This window comes from Cloacibacillus sp., from assembly GCF_020860125.1.
Lineage (GTDB): Bacteria > Synergistota > Synergistia > Synergistales > Synergistaceae > Cloacibacillus.
The window spans coordinates 17,904-35,753 of sequence record NZ_JAJBUX010000042.1 but is presented as its reverse complement, the minus strand read 5'-3'; the positions used below and the strand labels follow the sequence as shown (position 1 = coordinate 35,753).

Here is a 17,850-nt window from a genome sequence, read left to right as displayed (position 1 = left end):
TGGCGCGGGAACCGCGCCATACAGAGCAACACTCCTTCCGTCTCGCCGCAAAAGCGGCGGCGATCCACCTTCCTCATAGAGGAAGGCTTTAAGAAAAAACTTCCGTTTATCATCGATAGGGTAAAAGCTAAACAGCAATTTATCTGTTTTCCCACCCGAAGGAAATAGGCGTTTAGAAGTGCGAGTTGCTAAATAAAATGGTGGTTCCGATACCGGAGCTGTATTAGCATACGGCGAGGATTCGGAACCACCGTTTTATGACGCAAATCGTGCTTATAAACGCCGATTTAGCTTTTGACCCGCGTATGCCATATCAGACTTGCGCCGCTGATATTTCTGTGATATCATCCTTTCACGAAGGACAGGAAGATTAAGGAGAATGTTTATGCCCATTTGCCGTTTTTACAGCATAAATACGAATATAAAGGGATGGTGGCGCGGCTTTTAGCTGCTCCACGGTTGCTTCGTGTAAATTCGAGGGACCTGGAGAGATATCCGGGTCTCTTTTGTTTTTAGAAGAAAACGAAAGAGGTTGGAAGCGAGCCTCTTTCGTTTTTTTATAGAGAAGAGAAATCAGATAAGAGAAGATCAGGAGGAGTTTTATCATGAGAGAAGAGATAATGGCGGGTTTTCCCAACGGCGCGATGTATGGAAGTTTCGGCGGCTCTTATATTCCCAGGGAGCTGGAGCCGGTGATGGCGGAGATCGCGCGCGAATATGAGAGATGCCGCGCTGACGGAGCGTTCAAAGAGGAGTACCTGCGTTTGCTGAAAGAATATGTGGGCCGCCCCTCGGCGCTCACCGAATGCCTCAACCTCTCGAAAAAGGCGGGCGGCGTGCGTATCTTTCTCAAACGCGAGGACCTGAACCACACGGGAGCGCATAAGATAAATAACTGCGTCGGACAGGCTCTGCTTGCAAAACGCATGGGTAAAAAAAGGCTCATCGCGGAGACGGGGGCGGGGATGCACGGCGTCGCCATGGCGACCGTAGCCGCTCTGATGGGCATGGAATGCGACATCTATATGGGGGCGGTGGATATCGCGCGCCAGGCGCCGAATGTGCTGCGTATGAAGGCGCTCGGCGCGAACGTGGTGTCGGTAGAGGATGGCCAAAAGACGCTTAAGGAGGCGGTCGACGCCGCTCTCGCCGCGCTCTGCGCCGACACCTCGCTCTTTTATCTCATCGGCTCGGCGGTAGGGCCGCACCCTTATCCGACGATGGTGCAGGATTTCCAGCGCATAATCGGCGACGAGGCCCGCGCGCAGATGCTTGAGCGCGAGGGCCGTCTGCCTGACGCCGTCGTCGCCTGTGTCGGCGGCGGCAGCAACGCTATCGGCGCCTTCACGGCCTTTATCGGTGACAGGGACGTGCGCCTTATCGGCGTGGAACCCGCGGGACGCGGCCTCACGTACGGCGGCCACGCGGCGACCCTCACGATGGGTGAGCCCGGCGTTCTCCATGGGTTCAGAAGTTACCTGCTCACCGATGGAGCGGGCGAGCCCGCCGAGGTCTATTCGATCGCGGCGGGGCTGGATTATCCCTCCGTGGGACCGGCGCACGCGGACCTCAAGGTGAGCGGGCGCGGGGAGTATATCTGCGCCGGCGACGAAGAGGCGATTGAGGCCTTCAGGCTGCTCTGCCGCACTGAGGGGATCATCCCCGCGCTGGAGAGCTCTCACGCCCTTGCCGGCGCGATGAGGACGGCGAAGGAGATGAAGCCCGGCGATATCGTGATCGTGAACCTTTCCGGGCGCGGCGACAAGGATATGGAGACGATCGCGAAGCTTGGCATTATCGAATAACGGGTAAATAGAAATAGAGGAAAAACGATGCGGAGGAGTCTTATGACCCTCCGCATCGTTTACGCTTTACAGCGTGCCTGCCGGATACAGTGCGGCGGAAGCCGCAGAAAGCCGGGAGGCCGCCGCGTGAAGAGCCGTACCGAGAATCGCGGCGGAGCGATGAGGTGTTTTACATCCTGCACATTTCGAGGGCGTCATTTGCCCCTAGCTGGGCTAGATGTTTTTGCAGCATGGGTAAATCCTGAGCTAATTTTTTATGGAAGATCTCGGCGAACTCCACGAATTTTCCGGCCCGCAGCAGATATAGACTCTCTCTTGAGATGTATTTTGAGCTCTCGTAATCTTCTTCGGAGCTGCGCGGATATGAGAACAGCGGGGAGGTCCAGGCGGACAATTCATATAAACTGGCGTAGACCGTCCTGACATACGCGAGGCGGTTTTTTTCACCGATGAATTTTAGACACGCGGGGAGGATGCAGGAAGGGTTTTTGTTCTCAAATATCCCTTCCAGCCTTTCCTTAAATGCGTCCCTGTCGGCGGATTCGGCGTTTGCCAGGGTATCGCGCATCACTTCACCGCATGTCAGGCAGACTAGATGCAGCCCCTGCAAAGATAGCGACATATTGCGCATTATTTCGGGAGATAATTTTTCCTGTTGCCGCGGTCTTTCATTAATGGTTAAGACCTGCGTTCCCCTGCCGTTATAGGTTTTTGTGACGGAAATCTCGTTAAGCAGCCTTATCGTGCGGCGCATCGTCATTACGGATACGCCATAGTCGTGCGCCAGCGCGGAAGCGGATGGCAGGAAAGAGCCCTCCGGATATATCCCCTCGTTGATTTTTTGTATCAAACTGGCGGCGGCGGTATAACATTTTTGTGCTCTGATCCGCCATATCTCCCACTGAAAGGGGATCTGCGGCGGCAGACAGACTGCTTCACCGGGAGAATATGCCTCCGCGTTTAACGTTAAAACGATCCGGCTGTAGCACTCATAGAATGCTTCCGCAATGTTGCGGGTATCTCCGCTCTTTATACTGGAAATTACCCTCAACAGGCCGGATTTGAGAAAATCCACATCCGAGGCTATCCTGGCTCCGCTGTCCCAAAGATATGGAAAACGTATATAGCGTACCGTGTCCCAGAACAGGTTAAGGATCAGGTCATTTTTTATCGGACGGAGTATCGCCCAAAAGGAGACGGTGAACAGCCATAGAGGGTCAGCCTCTTTTCTTGAGGCGCAGCCCTCTAAAAAGGCGATATCGCCTTCACCCATGAGCCTGATTCCGGTGTCCGTCAGCCGCTGCCAGATAAATTCAACGGAGCCGTAAAGGTCTGAAAGACCCTCCTTTCGCGCGAGGAGGTGATCCTTCAGGAGGTGATTCCCTTTATGCCCGGCGTCATAGACGACCTTTGCCCTGCGTCCTGGAGACAGCAAGATATAGCCTTCGTCCCGCATCCGCAGAAGCGCTTTGCGGACGGTCTGCGGCGAGCAGGCAAACTGCCGTCCTACCGTACCTGTCGACGGTAAAGATTCACAAATGCTATAGCAGCCAAAGGTTATCCTTGACTTGAAGTATTCATAAATAAGATAGCTTCGGTTTTGCATCTAGGGTAAACCTCTCGTCTCCGCGCCTACATTACAATAATATTATTTTTTATTAATAATTTCTACATAAATTATTGTTTTTTCTATGATTCAGAGGTATATTATACAACATATATAAACATGAACAAGGTCGCTCCATTGATGTCCCACGATGAACTTAGCCCGTACCGTTGAAGTAGATTTTGATAGGCAAAGATTGTCTGGAATATCCGCGTTAATATATTTCTATGATTTTGGAAAAGAGGGCTTCTTATGAAATTGGGCAGTAATATGGCCGGGCGCACAGGCATATTGATGAGTGTGATATGCCTGCTGTCGGTCGTTCTTGTCGCGGTAAGCGTCTCTTCGATGTACGGCATCAAAGAGCGGACGACCATTATCTATAAACATTCCTACGTGGTTTCCAGTACCGCGAAAGATATGCTCTCCCGCCTCTCCGGAGTACAGAATTACTCAAAGAAGCTGCTGACCGATAGGTTTAAAAGCAGGGACGACGCCGAGCGCTATATGCTCTCAAACACGGAGGCGAGCCGCAGACAGGCGGGGCTCATCGCCGAACGTTACCTCGGACCAGAGGCTGATACTAAAAAGCTCGTCTCCGATTATGAAAGGCTGGTGGCGGCGCGCGTGAAGGCCGTCGCTTTCGCCCTGGAATATAGCGACAGCGAAACGATAAAATACCTGGAAGAGAACGTCGATCCACTGTATGACGAAGTTTTTAAGGATCTCGACACTATCCTGACCTTTGCCGACAATAATGTGAGACGGCTTGAGAATGAGTCGACGGTGACCTTTAACGCGGCGACTCTGATGCTTGCCATGCTTATCCTGACATTGGTGTGTTTTTCATTTTTCAGCTACCGGCTGCAGCGGAAACGCGGCATGGAGGTGGCCTACAGGCAGAGGCTCTTTGATCTGATATCTCTGAGTGTGGACGACGTCTTTCTCATCTGCGAGAGGGGTAGGATGGAGTATGTCAGTGAGAACTGCGAGCGGGTACTGGGATTTTCTCAGGAGGCCCTCTCCGTCAGCGGCGGCGCCTTCTTTTCCATGCTTGGTACGGGTGACGATACTAACGACGGCGAATTAGAGTCTCTTCTGCGCGAGATCAGGGAGGGGACTCTGACGGAGGCGGCGGAGCGAGACTTCCTTCTCGGCGGGGAAAATACCATGCAGAAAAGATATATAAACATGAAGGTGCTTCCCACCTTGGGAAATGACGGAATAACCCGCTACGTCGTAGTCATTTCCGACGAGACGAAGGAAAGAGAGTCACAGCAGGCGCTTAAGGACGCCCTTGTCGGCGCGCAGCGGGCCAACTCCGCGAAGCGTGATTTCCTCTCGCGGATGAGCCATGAGATCCGTACGCCGATGAACGCGATAATCGGCATGGTGACGATCGCCGCGGCGCATATCAAGGAACGCGACCGCGTGGAGGACTGTCTCAGAAAGATCGGTTTTTCGTCGAAGCATCTTTTATCGCTTATCAACGACGTGCTGGATATCTCAAAGATCGAGGACGGCAAGCTGACGATAACTAAGGAACCCTTTGAGCTGCGCCAGCTTACGGACTCCGTCTCCTCCATAATATATCAGCAGGCGCGCGACAAGGGGATCGGCTTTGAGGTGCGGCTGAATGGCGTCGACGAAGAGATGGTCGTCGGCGACTGTATGAGGCTTAATCAGATATTGCTGAACCTGCTTTCCAACGCCGTAAAGTTTACCCCCAGCGGCGGCAGTATAACACTTGATATCAAACAGATACCGCAGAAAAACGGCGGCGTACGCATGAATTTTACCGTCAGCGATACGGGGATCGGGATGAGCGGGGAATTTTTAAAGAGGCTCTACCTGCCATTTGAACAGGCAGACGGTACGATCTCACAAAAATATGGCGGCACGGGGCTGGGAATGTCGATCACGAAAAACCTTGTCTCGCTGATGGACGGTACGATTCAGGTCAAGAGCGAGATCGGTAAGGGCACCTCCTTCACCGTCGAACTTCCGCTGGCGCTGCCCGGCGACGGCTCTTCTCTGTTAAGGTCGCCATCCTCCGTTGCATCGCTAAGCGTCCTCGTTGTGGATGACGACCTTGGCACCTGCGAACATGCGAAGATACTTCTGGAGAGGATGAAAATAGCCGCTAAGTGGGTGCAGAGCGGGAAAGAGGCCGTAAGGGCGGTTCGGTCGGCCCATGAGACGGGAGCGGATTTCGACGTCTGTTTTATAGACTGGCAGATGCCCGAAATGGACGGTATTGAAACTACAAGAAATATCAGGCGGATCGTCGGGCCCGATACGCTCATAATTATAATAACCGCCTATGACTGGAGCTGCATAGAACAGGAGGCCAGAGAGGCGGGGGCGGACGCCTTCCTCGCCAAGCCCTTCTTCCAGTCTTCCATGTATAACACACTGATGTCCGTCCGCGGGCACCGGCACGGAAAGGTTGATGAGAGCGCGGCGGTAGGGCGGAAGAAATTTAACGGCGTGCGCATACTGCTTGCCGAGGATAACGAACTCAACTGCGAGATCGCCGTGGAGATGTTCAAACTTATCGGCGTCACGGTGGACTGCGCCGGAGACGGCCAGAGGTGCGTGGAATCTTTCATGGCCGAAGAGAGCGGCGCCTACGACGCCATCTTCATGGATATCCAGATGCCGGTGATGGATGGCTACAGCGCCGCGAAGACGATAAGGGGATCGATCCACCCGGAGGCGAAGACGATACCGATAATCGCGATGACCGCCAACGCCTTCAGCGAAGACGTCTCCGCCGCGCTTGCGGCCGGCATGAACGGCCATATTGCCAAACTCATCGATCTGGATATTCTGGTCAGGACTTTGGATAAGTATATAAAAAAGGCGGACGATGACCACCCTGGCAAAAGCGAAGCATAATAGATAACGGCATAGTTTCCGTGACGGACGGTCCTGTTGGGGCCGTCCACTTTTTCTGTGGACCGCGGATGCCGGCAGTCTTTGCTGTGTGTATAATAAATAGGCTGAGATATGCAATTTAATTAAGCTGTTTAAAGTTATTAAAAAGGGGATGTCTCATTGAAAAAAATATTGATACTTACGCTCTTTTACCTGCTCGCCGCCCTGCCCTCATACGCCGGTCCGCGGTATGTCGAGGGTGAGGCGATCGCGGCGATAAAGATGACGGCAGCCGGAAACGTGGCCGCGGGCGTCATGTCGGCAAAAACCTCCGCCGCGGCGTCTGCCTCATCGGCCGCCATGGAGTCCGGAGCCGAGCTCATCCAGGTATTCAGCCCGATAGCCGCCGGAGAGGTTCTGCCCGCCGCATCCGCAAAGAGGACATCCTCTGCCGGATTGGAGCTGCTAGCCCTGGCCCATTTCAGGGGCGCGGCAGGGGAGACGACGGCGCAGCTGATCGCGAGGCTGAAGGAAAATCCCGACGTCGTCTCGGCGATGCCGAATTATATGATGCCCGTCAGCTCCGTAAAACCCAACGACCCGATGTGGAAAGAGCAGTGGGGTTCTGAAAGGATAAAACTGCCCGAGGTGTGGGAGCATGGGACAGGTTCCCAAGAGGTCGTCGCCGTCGTCTTTGACACCGGCGTCATCTACGACCATGAGGACCTTAAAGACAATATGTTCGTCTTCGATAAGAAACTGCTGAACGGTATCAAAAATAACGGCGTCTCGCTGGATGTCGGCGAATTTAAGGGCAGCCACGGGGTCTGGTGTCACAGCAGAGGCGTATATGCAGATAAAGAGGGGCTGATCCATGACAACGGCGTCTTCCCCGCGGTCCCAGTCGGCCCCGGCGGCACGGAGGGAGCCACTTCCGCGGACATAGACAACGGCGACGTGGGCAGGATGCGCATCGTCGGCGACGTTAACGGCCACGGCACGCATGTCGCGGGGATCGTCGGCGCCGTCGGCGGCAACGGGATTGGCGTCGCCGGCGCCAACTGGCATGTTAAGCTGATGGCCGCCAACGTATTTTCCATGTATCGCGATGAAGATGGCAAATACGGGGTGACGGCGCTGATCAGCGACCAGATGCGGGCTATTGACTTCATCGTCGCCGCGAAGAGGGGGGGCGCGAACATCCGCGTCGCCAACATGTCGCTCGGCATGTGGGCGGGGCCGGAGGAAGAGGAGCTCTCCCCCTACGAGGCAAAGGTAAAGCAGCTGAGCGACGCGGGGATAATCATCTGCGCGGCGGCGGGCAACGAGGGGCAGAATATCGACGATCCTCATGATACGGAAAAATTTGATTACCGCGGAAAACTCTCTTATCCGGCCTGCTTCAAAGTGGAAAACATGATCTCCGTCGGGGCCTCTGCGAGCGGCGACGGATGCGCCTACTACTCAAACTACAGTCCCTCCGGCAAGTGGGTGGACATATTCGCTCCCGGCGACAATATACTGAGCACCTGCCGCGGGAGCTGGATCGTCAATCCAAGCAGCGATGTAGACACCTTCGATCCCAGCGGTTATGTCTCTATCAGCGGCACCTCGATGGCTTCGCCGTACGTGGCGGGCGCGGCGGCGCTGCTCTGTTCGTTATATCCCGATAAGAGCGCGGCGAGATCAGGTCGATGCTGCTGAACGGCGCGGAGCACGGTCTGCTTGCGGAGGGTTATTCAAAATATGGTATGCTGAACGTCCTCGGCGCCTATAACTACGGACAGCCGTCAGACGGAGGTTCCAGCGGCGGCGGCTGTGCCGCCGGCTTTGGGGCGTTGGCTCTGATTGGCGCGGCCCTGCTGCCATTTATCCGCCGCGCTGGAAAAAAATAAAGGAGGGTGAACAGTTTGCCGAAGATGATGTCGCTGGTTATAATGTCGGCGCTGCTGCTCGGCGCGGCCTCCGCTGCCTGCGCCTGCGCGCCGCAGATTCAGAAGGGCACCGAAAAAGGGGCCCCCGTCGTCAAGGGAGACGCTCTGGCGCTCGTGCGCGTTCCGGATGAGGTACGCGCCTCGAGCGAGAGGAATGTCTTATTTGCCGCGCTCTGCGGCGAGATAGCGAAGGCCGCCGGAGCCGAGGCGGTCTACGTCTCGCCGATCTACGAGGATTCCCTGAGCGGCACGGCGCATTTTAAGTCTTCGCTGGAGACGGCGGAGATCATCGAACGGCTGAAAAAGGATGGGCGTGTCATCGGCGTCTCGCCGAATCACATCATCCGAATATCGCCCCCGACAAAGGTGCGGTAACCGGAAGCGCGATAAAACAGAGGAGAGCCTTGCCGTTTGGCGAAGCTCTCCTCTGTCTGTGCCCTGTCTGTAAAAGGTCTTTGGGTTACATCTTCTTTGACATATCGGAGCAGCCGCGGCCAAGCATGATAAGGCTCATGCCGCTGAAAATCAGGTTTATGCCGAGGATGATCCCGATCACCGCCGCGCCTGTGAAAACGTTCTGCCACATCATGAAGGCGAGGATGATTCCGAGAATGCCGGAGAGCATGATCCACAACGAGCCGCCGATAGACTTTACGCGGAAGTATTCGACGATCTTCGTCACCCCGTCTATCAGGAAATAGGCCGCGAGCAGTATGCTGAGGGTCATCACCCCCGCGACCGGATGGATGAGGAAGATGACGCCCGCGGCGATGGAGATAAAGGCCATGAAGGCCTGCTGCCAGGGGCTGTCTCCGATACGGAGGGCCGAGTAGGCGCCGAAGGCGTTGCCGAAGCCGACCGCCAGCAGGAAGAAGCCCACCATCGTCTCTATCGCGAAAGAGGCGAGCATCGGCATCGCGAGCGAGAGAAAACCGATGACGAGCATGATGCCGCCGACCCAATAGAACCTCTTTTTACTCTTAGCGAGATCATCTTTTGAAAAATTACCTGTAAATAACATAACTTGAACCTCCCTGTTTTTAACGGACCCATGGCGGCGATAAACCGCCCTGATTTTGTGATATACAGTATAACATAATGGTTGAAAGGGTAACGTATAAGCGCTTAAAAAGCTGTTTTGTGATATTCTTTTAGAAAATATACTATGAAAGAGTGGACGATCGATGGGAGATAAATCTGTGCGGCTGCTTGTGAGCGCCTGTCTTCTGGGGATGAACTGCCGCTATTGCGGCGGCGGCTGCGAGGATGGGCGCGTCGTCGCTCTGCTGGAAGAGTGCTGTCTGATACCGGTTTGTCCCGAACAGCTCGGCGGGCTGCCGACACCGCGCGGTCCCGACGAGATACTGAACGGGCGCATTGTAGAGTCTGACGGGCGGGACAATACGGAGGCCTTTGAGAGGGGAGCGCGCGAAGCGCTGCGCGCGGCGAGGCTCTTCGGCTGTGATTTCGCCCTGCTAAAAGAGCGCAGCCCCTCCTGCGGCTCGAATATGATATACGACGGCAGTTTTACCGGCAGGCGGGTACCCGGCGCGGGCGTCACGGCACGGCTGCTTGCCGCGCATGGGATAAGGGTGTTCAGCGAGGAACATATCGAAGAATTAAGGGAGGTGTTGAAATGACGCAGGCGGATATTAAGGTAGTACGTAAAGACGAGCTGGAACATAAACGGTGGAGCGGCGGAATCACAACCCAGCTGGCGATATGGCCCGAGGGAGCGGATTACGGCGCGAGAAAATTTGACTGGCGCATCAGCTCGGCGGTCGTTGAGGATGAGGAATCGGTATTTACGCCGCTTCCCGGGATACACCGGCACCTGATGCTGCTTGATGGCGGCATCGAGCTTACGCACGAGGGGATCGGCAGCCGCGTGATGATACCGCTCGCCGATACGGAGGAATTCGAGGGCGAATGGAAGACGAAATCTTCCGGCAGGTGTGTTGACTTCAATCTTATGACGGTCAAAGGTTACGGCGGAAAGATGGAATCTGTCGCCGCTAATAAAAAGATAAAACTGCCCATGCCACAGGCGCTGCGCTGCTGGTACGGCCTATACGCGATCGCGGACGGCATCGCCGCCGAGGTGGAAAAGGATGGCCGTTTCGCGCGGGTGACGCTCGAGCGGGGAGACTTTGTTCTCATCTCCTATCTTCCCGTGCCCGGCGAGGATATCTCGCTGACGCTGAGCTCCGACGCGGCGGTTCCAGCCGTAAGCGCCGCCGTCTGGCAGGAGAGCTGATTGCTGCCGCCGGAGGTTGGCCTCTGCCGCATAGAAAAACTCCAGTTCGCGCCGGAATCGCGCTGGGAGGAGGCCGTCGTCGTCGAGCCCGGCGGCTTGATGACGGAACTTTCGGCGTGGCTGAACTCTCTTCGCGGCGGGCGGCTGGGCTTTGAGGCCTTCTTCGGTATTGCCGTATGACGGCGGCCGTATTTCGGCCTTTATCGGTATGCGGCTGGAATTTTCGGATGAAATCAGGTCACTGGCCGCTGAAGCGGCGGAGCTTTTTCTTTCGCGGCGTCCGCTATCCGTCGACGGCCTCCTGGCCGAAACGGAACGAAGGCTGGGGCTGCGCCTCTTCGCCGGGGAGCCGGCCTTTATGGAGCTGGGGCTGATCAACCGCTGGAAATCCTTCGGCGGGCTTACCTTCTGGCGTAGGGGCGAAGGGTATCCCTCCGGGAAGTTCACGGAGGCGCTCGCCGCCGCGCCGCGTTATCTTGGAAAATTGCCCGCGCCGCCCGCGATAGAGACGGCATATTCCGCGCCCGTTCCCCACTGGCTCGGAGTCTCTGTCGCCTCCCCGTCCGCGGAGGGCGGCTATCTTCTCGATATGAAGGCGGCGGCTGCTTACCTTGAAGCCGCCGCCGCGCTCATTTAACGGTGATTCTTTATTACCTCTCGCAGAGTCCCCGAAAAAAGGAGAAGAGCGCCGAGGCGGCCAGCGCCGCCGTGCGGTGGTCTTCGTCGAGAAGCGGCGAGACCTCCATGATGTCGAGGTACTTTACCTTAACGCTGCGCCCGGCGAGATAGGCGATCTTATCCAACTCCGGGGCCTTGAGGCCGCTGGGGTTGCTCGCCGAAGCTCCGGGAGCCTCGGTGCTGCGCACCGCGTCGATGTCGAGGGATACGGCGATCGCCCGGTTATTTTTCCCGGCGGCGTTCAGCGCCTGAAGGAAAAATTCCATCACCCTCTCCGAGACCTCGCGCAGGGTTATCACATGGCCGCCCTGCTCAAGCACCCAGTTGTAGTAATAGGGCGAGTTATACTGCTCCTGGATGCCGAATTCTACGAAGGCCTCGCCGCAGAGCGCCCTGTCCGGCAGCTGTGTCAGCGCGCGGTAAAATGAGGTGCCGCTGTTGATGCCGTTTTCGTCGCTGCGCACGTCAAGGTGGGCGTCGACGTTTATCAGCCCCATGCCGTCGCGTCCGATTTTCGCTCCCTTTACGAGCCCCGCCACTCCGGGATATGTGAGGTCGTGGCCGCCGCCCAGGACTATCGGCAGGCCGCCGCGCGCGGCGATCTCCGCGACCGCCTCGGTCTCCGCCGCGTGGACCTCCGCGAGCGTCAGCTCTTTCGTGCTGACGTTGCCGACGTCGACGATCCGCAGGCGATGAAAGTCGCCGCTGAAACTCGGCGTCAGACGGTAGAGCCGCCGCCTGATATCGTCCGGCCCTCCGGCCGCCCCAGCACGTCCCTTGTTCGCCGTTATGCCGCGGTCTTCGGGGACGCCGATGATTGTGACAGTCCCCTCCGTTACGTCTTCTATCTTTTCGCGGGTGATGAGCTCGCCCAAGCGGCGGTCCTTAGGATCGTTCCTGCTGTAAAAAAGGCCTCTGTCCGCCGCGTCTATTTTATATTTCATAATTAAACTGCCTCCTTAGAGTGGCCTAACGCCCAGATAATTTTATCCTCCGTCGCTCAAGTACACAAGCCGCCGCGTTATAATAACGTCAAACCAAAGTTTCAGTTAACGTAAAATAACGCAGCGGCGCGCTATAATATCGTTAGAGACAATAACTATCGAAAGAAGAGTGATCTGATTGAAGTCCATCAACGCGGCGGACTTTGAGCCGGAGGTCCACAATGCCTCCGCCGTGAAGCCGGTGATACTTGATATATGGGACCCGGGCTGACCTCCCTGTCTGGCGCTCGCGCCTAAATTCGCGGCGCTGGGCGAAAGATACGGGGACCGTATCATATTTCTCAAGATGAACAGGGCAGAGAACCGGGAGATAATGAAGACGCTGGCTCTGCGCGGCGTGCCGACAATCATCTTTATGAGCGGCGGCACTGAAATATGCGGCCGCCTCACGGGCGACTCCGAAGCCACCGCGGAGAATATCGAGGCGGCGATAACGAAGATCCTGGCCGTTTAAGCTATGGGAACCAAAGAGATATGGAGGTTTGAATGATGAGGAAATTGATTGTTTTAGCGGCGCTGTTCCTGCTTTACGCCCTCCCCGCATCCGCCGCCGCGCCGTTTCATATCGGCGTCGTTACGGGAACGGTCTCGCAGGGAGAGGATAATGTCCGCGGTGCGGAAAAGCTCATCTCGATGTACGGCGACGCCTCCAAGGGCGGCATGATAAAGCACGTCACCTATCCGGACAACTTCGGCGCGGAGATGGAGACCGTCATCAGCCAGATAGCCGGACTCGCGGACGACCCAAAGATGAAGGCTGTCGTGGTTATGGAGGGCGTACCCGGTACGGCCGAGGCCTTTCGCCGGATAAAGGAGAAGCGCGGCGACATCCTCTGCCTCACGGGGCAGCCGCAGGAGGACCCGAACGTTATCGGCGAGGTCGCGGACCTGATCGTGAACTCCGACAACCTCGCGATGGGCTACATCATGCCCGCGGCAGCTAAAAAGCTCGGCGCCAAGACCTACGTGCACATATCCTTCCCGCGCCATATGAGCTATGAGCTGCTATCGCGCCGCCGCAAGATAATGGAGGCGGCCTGTAAGGACCTCGGGCTGCGCTTTGTCTTTGAGACGGCCCCCGACCCGACGAGCGACGTCGGCGTCGCCGGCGCGCAGCAGTACGTCCTGGAGAAGACCGCCGCCTGGCTCCAGAAGTACGGAAAAGCGACCGCATTCTTCAGCACCAACGACGCGCAGGTCGAGCCGCTGCTGAAAAAGATAACGGAGCTCGGCGGTTACTATGTGCAGACCGATTCGCCGCTGCAGGGCTACGCGGGCGCGCTGGGCATCGACTTAAGCAAGGAGAAAGGCGACTGGAAGGCGATCCTTGCCAAGATAGAGACGGCCGTCGTCGCCAAAGGCGGAAAGGGGCGCCTCGCCACCTGGGCCTATCCCTCGGGCTACTGCATCACCGCCGCCCTAGGAGAAATTGGCAAACGCGTGGTGGAGAAGAGTGCGAAGCTGAACCGCCAGGCCGATGTGATGAAGGCCTTCGCGGTATTTTCTCCCGGGATGACCTGGAACAGCAGCGCCTATACCGACGCCGCCACGGGCGTGAAGATGAAAAACTTCCTGCTCATCTACCAGGATACCTACGTCTTTGGCAGAGGGCCTCTCGGAATGGACAAGATAAAGGTCCCCGAGAAATACTATCGGATGAGGTGAACCGTTGCTATGGACAAAACCAAAGATGCGCCCACAGCTCGAAAGGCGTCATTACATCTCGAAAATGGTCTGTATGCCCCTCTTACGTGGCGTGAATGACGACGACGGCAGCGGCTTTCGTCGGGATACGTGTCGCGTCGAAGGCCTTTTCCTTTTCAGCGGAACAGGTGATACTTCTATTTTAAAATTTGCGTTATAATAGTAGCATGGTTAACAATAAAGAGCAAAAATTAAAATCATTGGCTGGCATACGGATACCAGGAGTTCCTTTACTTGCATCGTATCTGACGATGTCGGGCATATCGCCGAACTTGCAGCAGTATTATCGGCGAAGCGGGTGGCTTGAGCGGATAGGGCGCGGCGCTTATATCTGGCCGGGCGACATACTCGATTGGCAGGGTATTCTTTGTGCTCTTCAATCGCAGATCAATATGCCTGTCCATGCAGGGGCGAGGACGGCGCTCGCGCTTCAGGGGTATGCGCAGTTTCTGCGGGGAGAGGAGGAGCGCGTCTTTATATTTTCCAGTCAAGCGCGTGTCCTTCCGGCGTGGACGGCAGATGCGGCTGGACGCGCGAGGTTTTGCCTCTGCCATACGTCGTTTCTGATGGACGATCGTGCCAGCATCGCGGATATACCTCACAAGACAATCTCCATTCGTTGCTCCAGCCCGGAGAGGGCGATACTCGAAACATTGTACCTCGCTCCGCAGACGATAAGCTATAGCGAGGCGTACCAGCTGACAGAAAATCTCGACACACTGCGTCCCCAGCTGCTTCAGGAGCTTTTGTCGGGCTGTAATTCTATACGCGTCAAGCGGATGTTTTTACTATTTGCGGATCACGCTGGTCATTCGTGGGCACAGCGGCTCGACCGGGATAAAATATCCCTTGGCAAGGGGGTGCGCAGTTTGGGCAAGAATGGCGTTTATCTCGAAAGATACGGTCTGGTGATACCCCCGGAACTGAATCGGCTATGGCAATGAACTATTTCGATCAATCTTACATGGAGCAGCTTCACCTTGTTGCGCGGATTCTTCCGGCGATTGCGCGAAATGGTGCGTTTGCGCTCAAAGGCGGAACTGCCATCAATCTTTTCGAGCGCGGACTGCCGCGCCTGTCAGTCGATATCGACCTTTGCTACCCGCATTTCAGCGAACGTGCCGAAGCCCTTGGCTCTATTGTTGAACATCTTACATCGATCAGGCAGGACTTATCAAAGCGTATCCACGGGATAAAGTTTGCCAACCTTGGCGTGGAATCGCTGGAATATAAGCTGCTTTGCCGGACGCCTGAAGCCCTTGTCAAAATCGAGGTGAACACTACGATGCGCGGCCACGTCTTTCCCATACGCACGATGCCCGTGCACCCAGACACCGAAGAAATTCTCGGCCAGTACACGGAGATGCCGGTGATATCGAGAGAGGAGTTATACGGCGGAAAAATCTGCGCTGCGCTCGACCGCCAACACCCCCGCGATTTGTTCGACTTGGCTCCGTTTCTATCGGGTTCGGGGAATGGCTTCGACAGGCGAATTGTCCTTGGTTTCATCATCTGCCTGTTAAGCCATAATCGCCCGCTCCATGAGCTGCTCGCACCCAACGCGCACGATATGAAGGAGGCGTTTGACAACCAATTTGTTGGAATGAGCGCTATGCCCTTCACCTATGAGGATTACGTCAAGACGAGAGAAATGCTCTTCGCGGCTCTTCCCGCCCTATTGAACGAAGCCGACCGAAAATTCCTCATATCGTTCGCCGAAGGTGCCCCCGATTGGAGCCTCTTTGAAGCTCCAGACGCAGCGAGGCTCCCCGCGATACTCTGGAAGCTTCGCAATATCGATATATTGAAAGAACGTTCCCCCCGCAAATTCGACGATCAATGCGCGATCCTGCGTGAAGTATTGAAATAAACAGCGAACGGCGTATGTAAAGTTTTCAACGAACATAGTTTCCCATTATTTCCATCTTCTTTACGTTATCTCTTCCCTGAGGGTCATTATTGATTGTGACGCCGGTATTATTGTTATACATTAAGATTTTTATCCTTCCCTCTTTTTTCCTGTTAAACGGCGCGGCGAATGTCTATATACGGTGCGTAATATTTCATCGCCGCCGTGCGCAAAAGTTATATAATATTGGCAATAGATGAAACGAAAGGAATGGTGGCAGCAATGAAGGAACTGAAGATGTTTATGTTCGAGGGATGCCCGCACTGCAAGCGGGCTGAGGAGATGATATCGGAGCTGCTTGTCAGGCATCCGGAATACAAAGAGGTGCCCTTCGTCATGATCGACGAAAAGAAGGAGCCCGAAGTTGCCGACAAATACGATTATTACTACGTCCCCACATTTTTTGTCGGCAGCGAGAAGATCGCCGAGGGAGTTCCCACCGAAGAGGGTGTGGAAAAAGCCTTCAGCACGGCATACAAGGGATAGGCAGGGAGAACTTGAAGAACGTTGAAGATCTGGAAATAATGGAGCTGGTGGGCGGTACGCCGCTCTACCGGCTCAAAAGGGACGGCGGCGGCGCGCAGGTCTGGATAAAGCTCGAGGGCGGTAACCCCGGGGGCTCGATCAAGGATCGCGCCGCCTGGGGTATGCTGAAAGAGGCGCAGCGGCAGGGCCAGCTCACGGAAAAGACGGTGATCGTGGAGCCGACGAGCGGCAACACCGGCATCGGGCTTGCGATGCTCGGACGGGCGCTCGGTCTGCCGGTGGTCCTGACGATGCCGGAATCGATGTCGCAGGAGCGCCGCGCGGTGCTGGCCGCCTTCGGCGCGAAGCTTGTGCTGACTCCCGCCTCCGAGGGAATGGCGGGCGCGGTAAACGAGGCGAAAAGAATGCTGGACGAGGATGCGAACGCGCTGATGCTTGACCAGTTTTCCAACCCCGGCAACCCGCGCGCGCATGAGGAGAGCACGGGGCCGGAGATACTGGCCCAGCTGCCCGACGGTAAGAAGCTGGCGGCCTTCGTCGCCTCATTCGGCACCGGCGGCACCGTCACCGGCGTAGGCCGCGCCCTGCGCAAAGAGTTTCCCGAGGTGAAGGTCATCGCCGTGGAACCGGCGTCCAGCCCGCTGATCACGAAGGGCAAGGCCGGTCCGCATAAGATCCAGGGGATCGGCGCGAACTTTGTCCCCGCGAACCTCGCCGTCTCGGAGATCGACGAGTTCATGACCGTCACCGACGAAGAGGCTCTGTCGACCGCGCGACGGCTGGCCGCCGAGGAGGGCCTTTTCAGCGGCATCTCCACCGGAGCCAACGTTTGGGCGGCGCTTAAGGTGGCGGCCGACCTCCCGCGGGACAATGTCGTCGTTACGGTCCAGCCGGACCGCGGCGATAAGTACCTGAGCATTTTTTCCAGTTAATTTTCCGCAAAAGGCTGTACAAAATAAAGAATTACTGATAGTTTATCAGAGTAAAACCTTTTGCTGGAGGAGTTATATGCCACAGGTCGATCAAAATATAAAGGAAAAGATGCTCTTTATAAAAAAATTTGTCGCGGAGCCGCGTATGATCGGCAGCATTACTCCCAGCTCCCCGCAGCTTGTTGCCTTCATGCTCTGTAATGTAGACTGGGACAAAATCGGCTGTATCGCGGAGTTTGGCGCCGGTACCGGCGTTGTGACTAAGGCGATCATGAAAAACAAGCTGCCGCAGAGCAGGCTCTTTGTATTTGAGATAGAGGACGACCTCAGACAAAAGCTGATACGCGATACGGGGCTCGATATCTACGACGACGCGAGGCGGCTGCCGCATGTACTCAGAGAGGAGCGGCTTCGCAAGGTCGATCTGATAGTCTCCGGCCTGCCTTACGCGGTTCTGCCGCAGGAGGTCACCGCCGCCGTGCTTGACGGTATCTCACGCACCCTCGCCGAGGACGGCATGTTCGTCGCCTTTCAATATTCCCTCCATATGAAGAGCGCCTTTGAGCGGATATTCAAAGAGGTCAAAATTCGATTTGTGATGATGAACATCCCCCCGGCCTTCGTATACGAGTGCCGGGGATTAAAGGGATAGGCA

The 17,850-nt window shown here is 56.1% G+C and carries 20 protein-coding genes; 16 read left to right on the top strand and 4 right to left on the bottom strand.

Going from position 1 to position 17,850, the window contains the following annotated elements; translation table 11 throughout:
• Positions 1-370 precede the first annotated feature (370 nt).
• The gene (locus LIO98_RS05765; protein WP_291954045.1) at positions 371-607 is read right to left on the bottom strand and encodes a hypothetical protein; all 237 of its coding nucleotides are present in this window, start codon (positions 605-607) and stop codon (positions 371-373) included.
• Here LIO98_RS05765 and trpB point away from each other — a divergent pair.
• The gene (gene trpB, locus LIO98_RS05760) at positions 606-1,805 is read left to right on the top strand and encodes a tryptophan synthase subunit beta (protein ID WP_291954042.1); all 1,200 of its coding nucleotides are present in this window, start codon (positions 606-608) and stop codon (positions 1,803-1,805) included. The genes LIO98_RS05765 and trpB overlap by 2 nt on opposite strands.
• A 169-nt stretch (positions 1,806-1,974) precedes the next feature.
• Here trpB and LIO98_RS05755 read toward each other — a convergent pair whose 3' ends face one another.
• On the bottom strand, positions 1,975-3,411 hold the full coding sequence (locus LIO98_RS05755; protein WP_291954039.1) for a GntR family transcriptional regulator: 1,437 nt from the start codon (positions 3,409-3,411) through the stop codon (positions 1,975-1,977).
• A gap of 252 nt (positions 3,412-3,663) precedes the next feature.
• On the opposite strand from LIO98_RS05755, the gene LIO98_RS05750 reads away from it, so the two are divergent.
• From LIO98_RS05750 to LIO98_RS05735, 4 genes are all read left to right on the top strand, one after another.
• Positions 3,664-6,312, top strand: a complete 2,649-nt coding sequence (locus LIO98_RS05750; RefSeq protein ID WP_291954035.1) for a response regulator — start codon at positions 3,664-3,666, stop codon at positions 6,310-6,312.
• 159 nt (positions 6,313-6,471) lie between these two features.
• The gene (locus LIO98_RS05745; RefSeq protein ID WP_291954033.1) at positions 6,472-7,995 is read left to right on the top strand and encodes a S8 family serine peptidase; all 1,524 of its coding nucleotides are present in this window, start codon (positions 6,472-6,474) and stop codon (positions 7,993-7,995) included.
• On the top strand, positions 7,986-8,186 hold the full coding sequence (locus tag LIO98_RS05740; protein ID WP_291954029.1) for a Synerg-CTERM sorting domain-containing protein: 201 nt from the start codon (positions 7,986-7,988) through the stop codon (positions 8,184-8,186). The genes LIO98_RS05745 and LIO98_RS05740 overlap by 10 nt, the downstream gene beginning before the upstream one ends.
• 15 nt (positions 8,187-8,201) lie before the next feature.
• A complete protein-coding gene (locus tag LIO98_RS05735) occupies positions 8,202-8,600 on the top strand; it encodes a hypothetical protein (protein WP_291954025.1) in 399 nt (132 codons plus the stop codon).
• 85 nt (positions 8,601-8,685) lie between these two features.
• On the opposite strand, the gene LIO98_RS05730 is transcribed toward LIO98_RS05735, so the two are convergent.
• Complete coding sequence (locus tag LIO98_RS05730) at positions 8,686-9,246, bottom strand: DUF308 domain-containing protein (RefSeq protein WP_066744424.1); 561 nt, start codon at positions 9,244-9,246, stop codon at positions 8,686-8,688.
• Between the two features lie 163 nt (positions 9,247-9,409).
• Here LIO98_RS05730 and LIO98_RS05725 point away from each other — a divergent pair, with 163 nt between their 5' ends.
• The 4 genes from LIO98_RS05725 to LIO98_RS05710 are packed head-to-tail and all read left to right on the top strand — an operon-like array spanning position 9,410 to position 11,119.
• Positions 9,410-9,865 (top strand): DUF523 domain-containing protein, encoded by a 456-nt coding sequence (locus LIO98_RS05725; RefSeq protein WP_291954022.1) that lies wholly within the window; start codon positions 9,410-9,412, stop codon positions 9,863-9,865.
• A complete protein-coding gene (locus LIO98_RS05720; protein ID WP_291954019.1) occupies positions 9,862-10,482 on the top strand; it encodes a HutD family protein in 621 nt (206 codons plus the stop codon). The genes LIO98_RS05725 and LIO98_RS05720 overlap by 4 nt, the downstream gene beginning before the upstream one ends.
• Complete coding sequence (locus LIO98_RS05715; protein WP_291954016.1) at positions 10,483-10,662, top strand: hypothetical protein; 180 nt, start codon at positions 10,483-10,485, stop codon at positions 10,660-10,662. It begins immediately after the preceding gene.
• Positions 10,634-11,119, top strand: coding sequence for a hypothetical protein (locus LIO98_RS05710; protein WP_291954014.1), 486 nt, complete (start codon positions 10,634-10,636; stop codon positions 11,117-11,119). The genes LIO98_RS05715 and LIO98_RS05710 overlap by 29 nt, the downstream gene beginning before the upstream one ends.
• A gap of 13 nt (positions 11,120-11,132) precedes the next feature.
• On the opposite strand, the gene LIO98_RS05705 is transcribed toward LIO98_RS05710, so the two are convergent.
• On the bottom strand, positions 11,133-12,104 hold the full coding sequence (locus tag LIO98_RS05705) for a formimidoylglutamase (protein ID WP_291954012.1): 972 nt from the start codon (positions 12,102-12,104) through the stop codon (positions 11,133-11,135).
• 280 nt (positions 12,105-12,384) lie between these two features.
• On the opposite strand from LIO98_RS05705, the gene LIO98_RS05700 reads away from it, so the two are divergent.
• The 7 genes from LIO98_RS05700 to LIO98_RS05670 all read left to right on the top strand — a co-directional run bounded on the left by LIO98_RS05700 (position 12,385) and on the right by LIO98_RS05670 (position 17,847).
• On the top strand, positions 12,385-12,618 hold the full coding sequence (locus tag LIO98_RS05700) for a thioredoxin family protein (protein WP_291954050.1): 234 nt from the start codon (positions 12,385-12,387) through the stop codon (positions 12,616-12,618).
• Between the two features lie 35 nt (positions 12,619-12,653).
• The gene (locus LIO98_RS05695; protein WP_291954010.1) at positions 12,654-13,829 is read left to right on the top strand and encodes a DUF3798 domain-containing protein; all 1,176 of its coding nucleotides are present in this window, start codon (positions 12,654-12,656) and stop codon (positions 13,827-13,829) included.
• A gap of 206 nt (positions 13,830-14,035) precedes the next feature.
• Positions 14,036-14,812 carry a type IV toxin-antitoxin system AbiEi family antitoxin gene (locus tag LIO98_RS05690; protein ID WP_291954047.1) on the top strand — a complete coding sequence of 259 codons (777 nt, stop codon included), beginning with the start codon at positions 14,036-14,038 and terminating at the stop codon, positions 14,810-14,812.
• The gene (locus LIO98_RS05685) at positions 14,809-15,738 is read left to right on the top strand and encodes a nucleotidyl transferase AbiEii/AbiGii toxin family protein (RefSeq protein WP_291954009.1); all 930 of its coding nucleotides are present in this window, start codon (positions 14,809-14,811) and stop codon (positions 15,736-15,738) included. The genes LIO98_RS05690 and LIO98_RS05685 overlap by 4 nt, the downstream gene beginning before the upstream one ends.
• Before the next feature lie 225 nt (positions 15,739-15,963).
• The gene (locus LIO98_RS05680; RefSeq protein ID WP_291954006.1) at positions 15,964-16,263 is read left to right on the top strand and encodes a thioredoxin family protein; all 300 of its coding nucleotides are present in this window, start codon (positions 15,964-15,966) and stop codon (positions 16,261-16,263) included.
• Between the two features lie 11 nt (positions 16,264-16,274).
• The gene (cysK, locus tag LIO98_RS05675; protein WP_291954002.1) at positions 16,275-17,195 is read left to right on the top strand and encodes a cysteine synthase A; all 921 of its coding nucleotides are present in this window, start codon (positions 16,275-16,277) and stop codon (positions 17,193-17,195) included.
• Between the two features lie 76 nt (positions 17,196-17,271).
• Positions 17,272-17,847 carry a methyltransferase type 11 gene (locus LIO98_RS05670; protein ID WP_291954001.1) on the top strand — a complete coding sequence of 192 codons (576 nt, stop codon included), beginning with the start codon at positions 17,272-17,274 and terminating at the stop codon, positions 17,845-17,847.
• Positions 17,848-17,850 lie beyond the last annotated feature (3 nt).

Excerpts from the sequence above, each read along its gene's own strand:
- trpB (WP_291954042.1), top strand. The coding sequence starts at position 606 with ATGAGAGAAGAGATAATGGCGGGTTTTCCCAACGGCGCGATGTATGGA.
- LIO98_RS05765 (WP_291954045.1), bottom strand. The coding sequence starts at position 607 with ATGATAAAACTCCTCCTGATCTTCTCTTATCTGATTTCTCTTCTCTAT.
- LIO98_RS05755 (WP_291954039.1), bottom strand. The coding sequence starts at position 3,411 with ATGCAAAACCGAAGCTATCTTATTTATGAATACTTCAAGTCAAGGATA.
- LIO98_RS05750 (WP_291954035.1), top strand. The coding sequence starts at position 3,664 with ATGAAATTGGGCAGTAATATGGCCGGGCGCACAGGCATATTGATGAGT.
- LIO98_RS05740 (WP_291954029.1), top strand. The coding sequence starts at position 7,986 with ATGCTGCTGAACGGCGCGGAGCACGGTCTGCTTGCGGAGGGTTATTCA.
- LIO98_RS05730 (WP_066744424.1), bottom strand. The coding sequence starts at position 9,246 with ATGTTATTTACAGGTAATTTTTCAAAAGATGATCTCGCTAAGAGTAAA.
- LIO98_RS05725 (WP_291954022.1), top strand. The coding sequence starts at position 9,410 with ATGGGAGATAAATCTGTGCGGCTGCTTGTGAGCGCCTGTCTTCTGGGG.
- LIO98_RS05720 (WP_291954019.1), top strand. The coding sequence starts at position 9,862 with ATGACGCAGGCGGATATTAAGGTAGTACGTAAAGACGAGCTGGAACAT.
- LIO98_RS05705 (WP_291954012.1), bottom strand. The coding sequence starts at position 12,104 with ATGAAATATAAAATAGACGCGGCGGACAGAGGCCTTTTTTACAGCAGG.
- LIO98_RS05695 (WP_291954010.1), top strand. The coding sequence starts at position 12,654 with ATGAGGAAATTGATTGTTTTAGCGGCGCTGTTCCTGCTTTACGCCCTC.
- LIO98_RS05690 (WP_291954047.1), top strand. The coding sequence starts at position 14,036 with ATGGTTAACAATAAAGAGCAAAAATTAAAATCATTGGCTGGCATACGG.
- LIO98_RS05685 (WP_291954009.1), top strand. The coding sequence starts at position 14,809 with ATGAACTATTTCGATCAATCTTACATGGAGCAGCTTCACCTTGTTGCG.
- LIO98_RS05670 (WP_291954001.1), top strand. The coding sequence starts at position 17,272 with ATGCCACAGGTCGATCAAAATATAAAGGAAAAGATGCTCTTTATAAAA.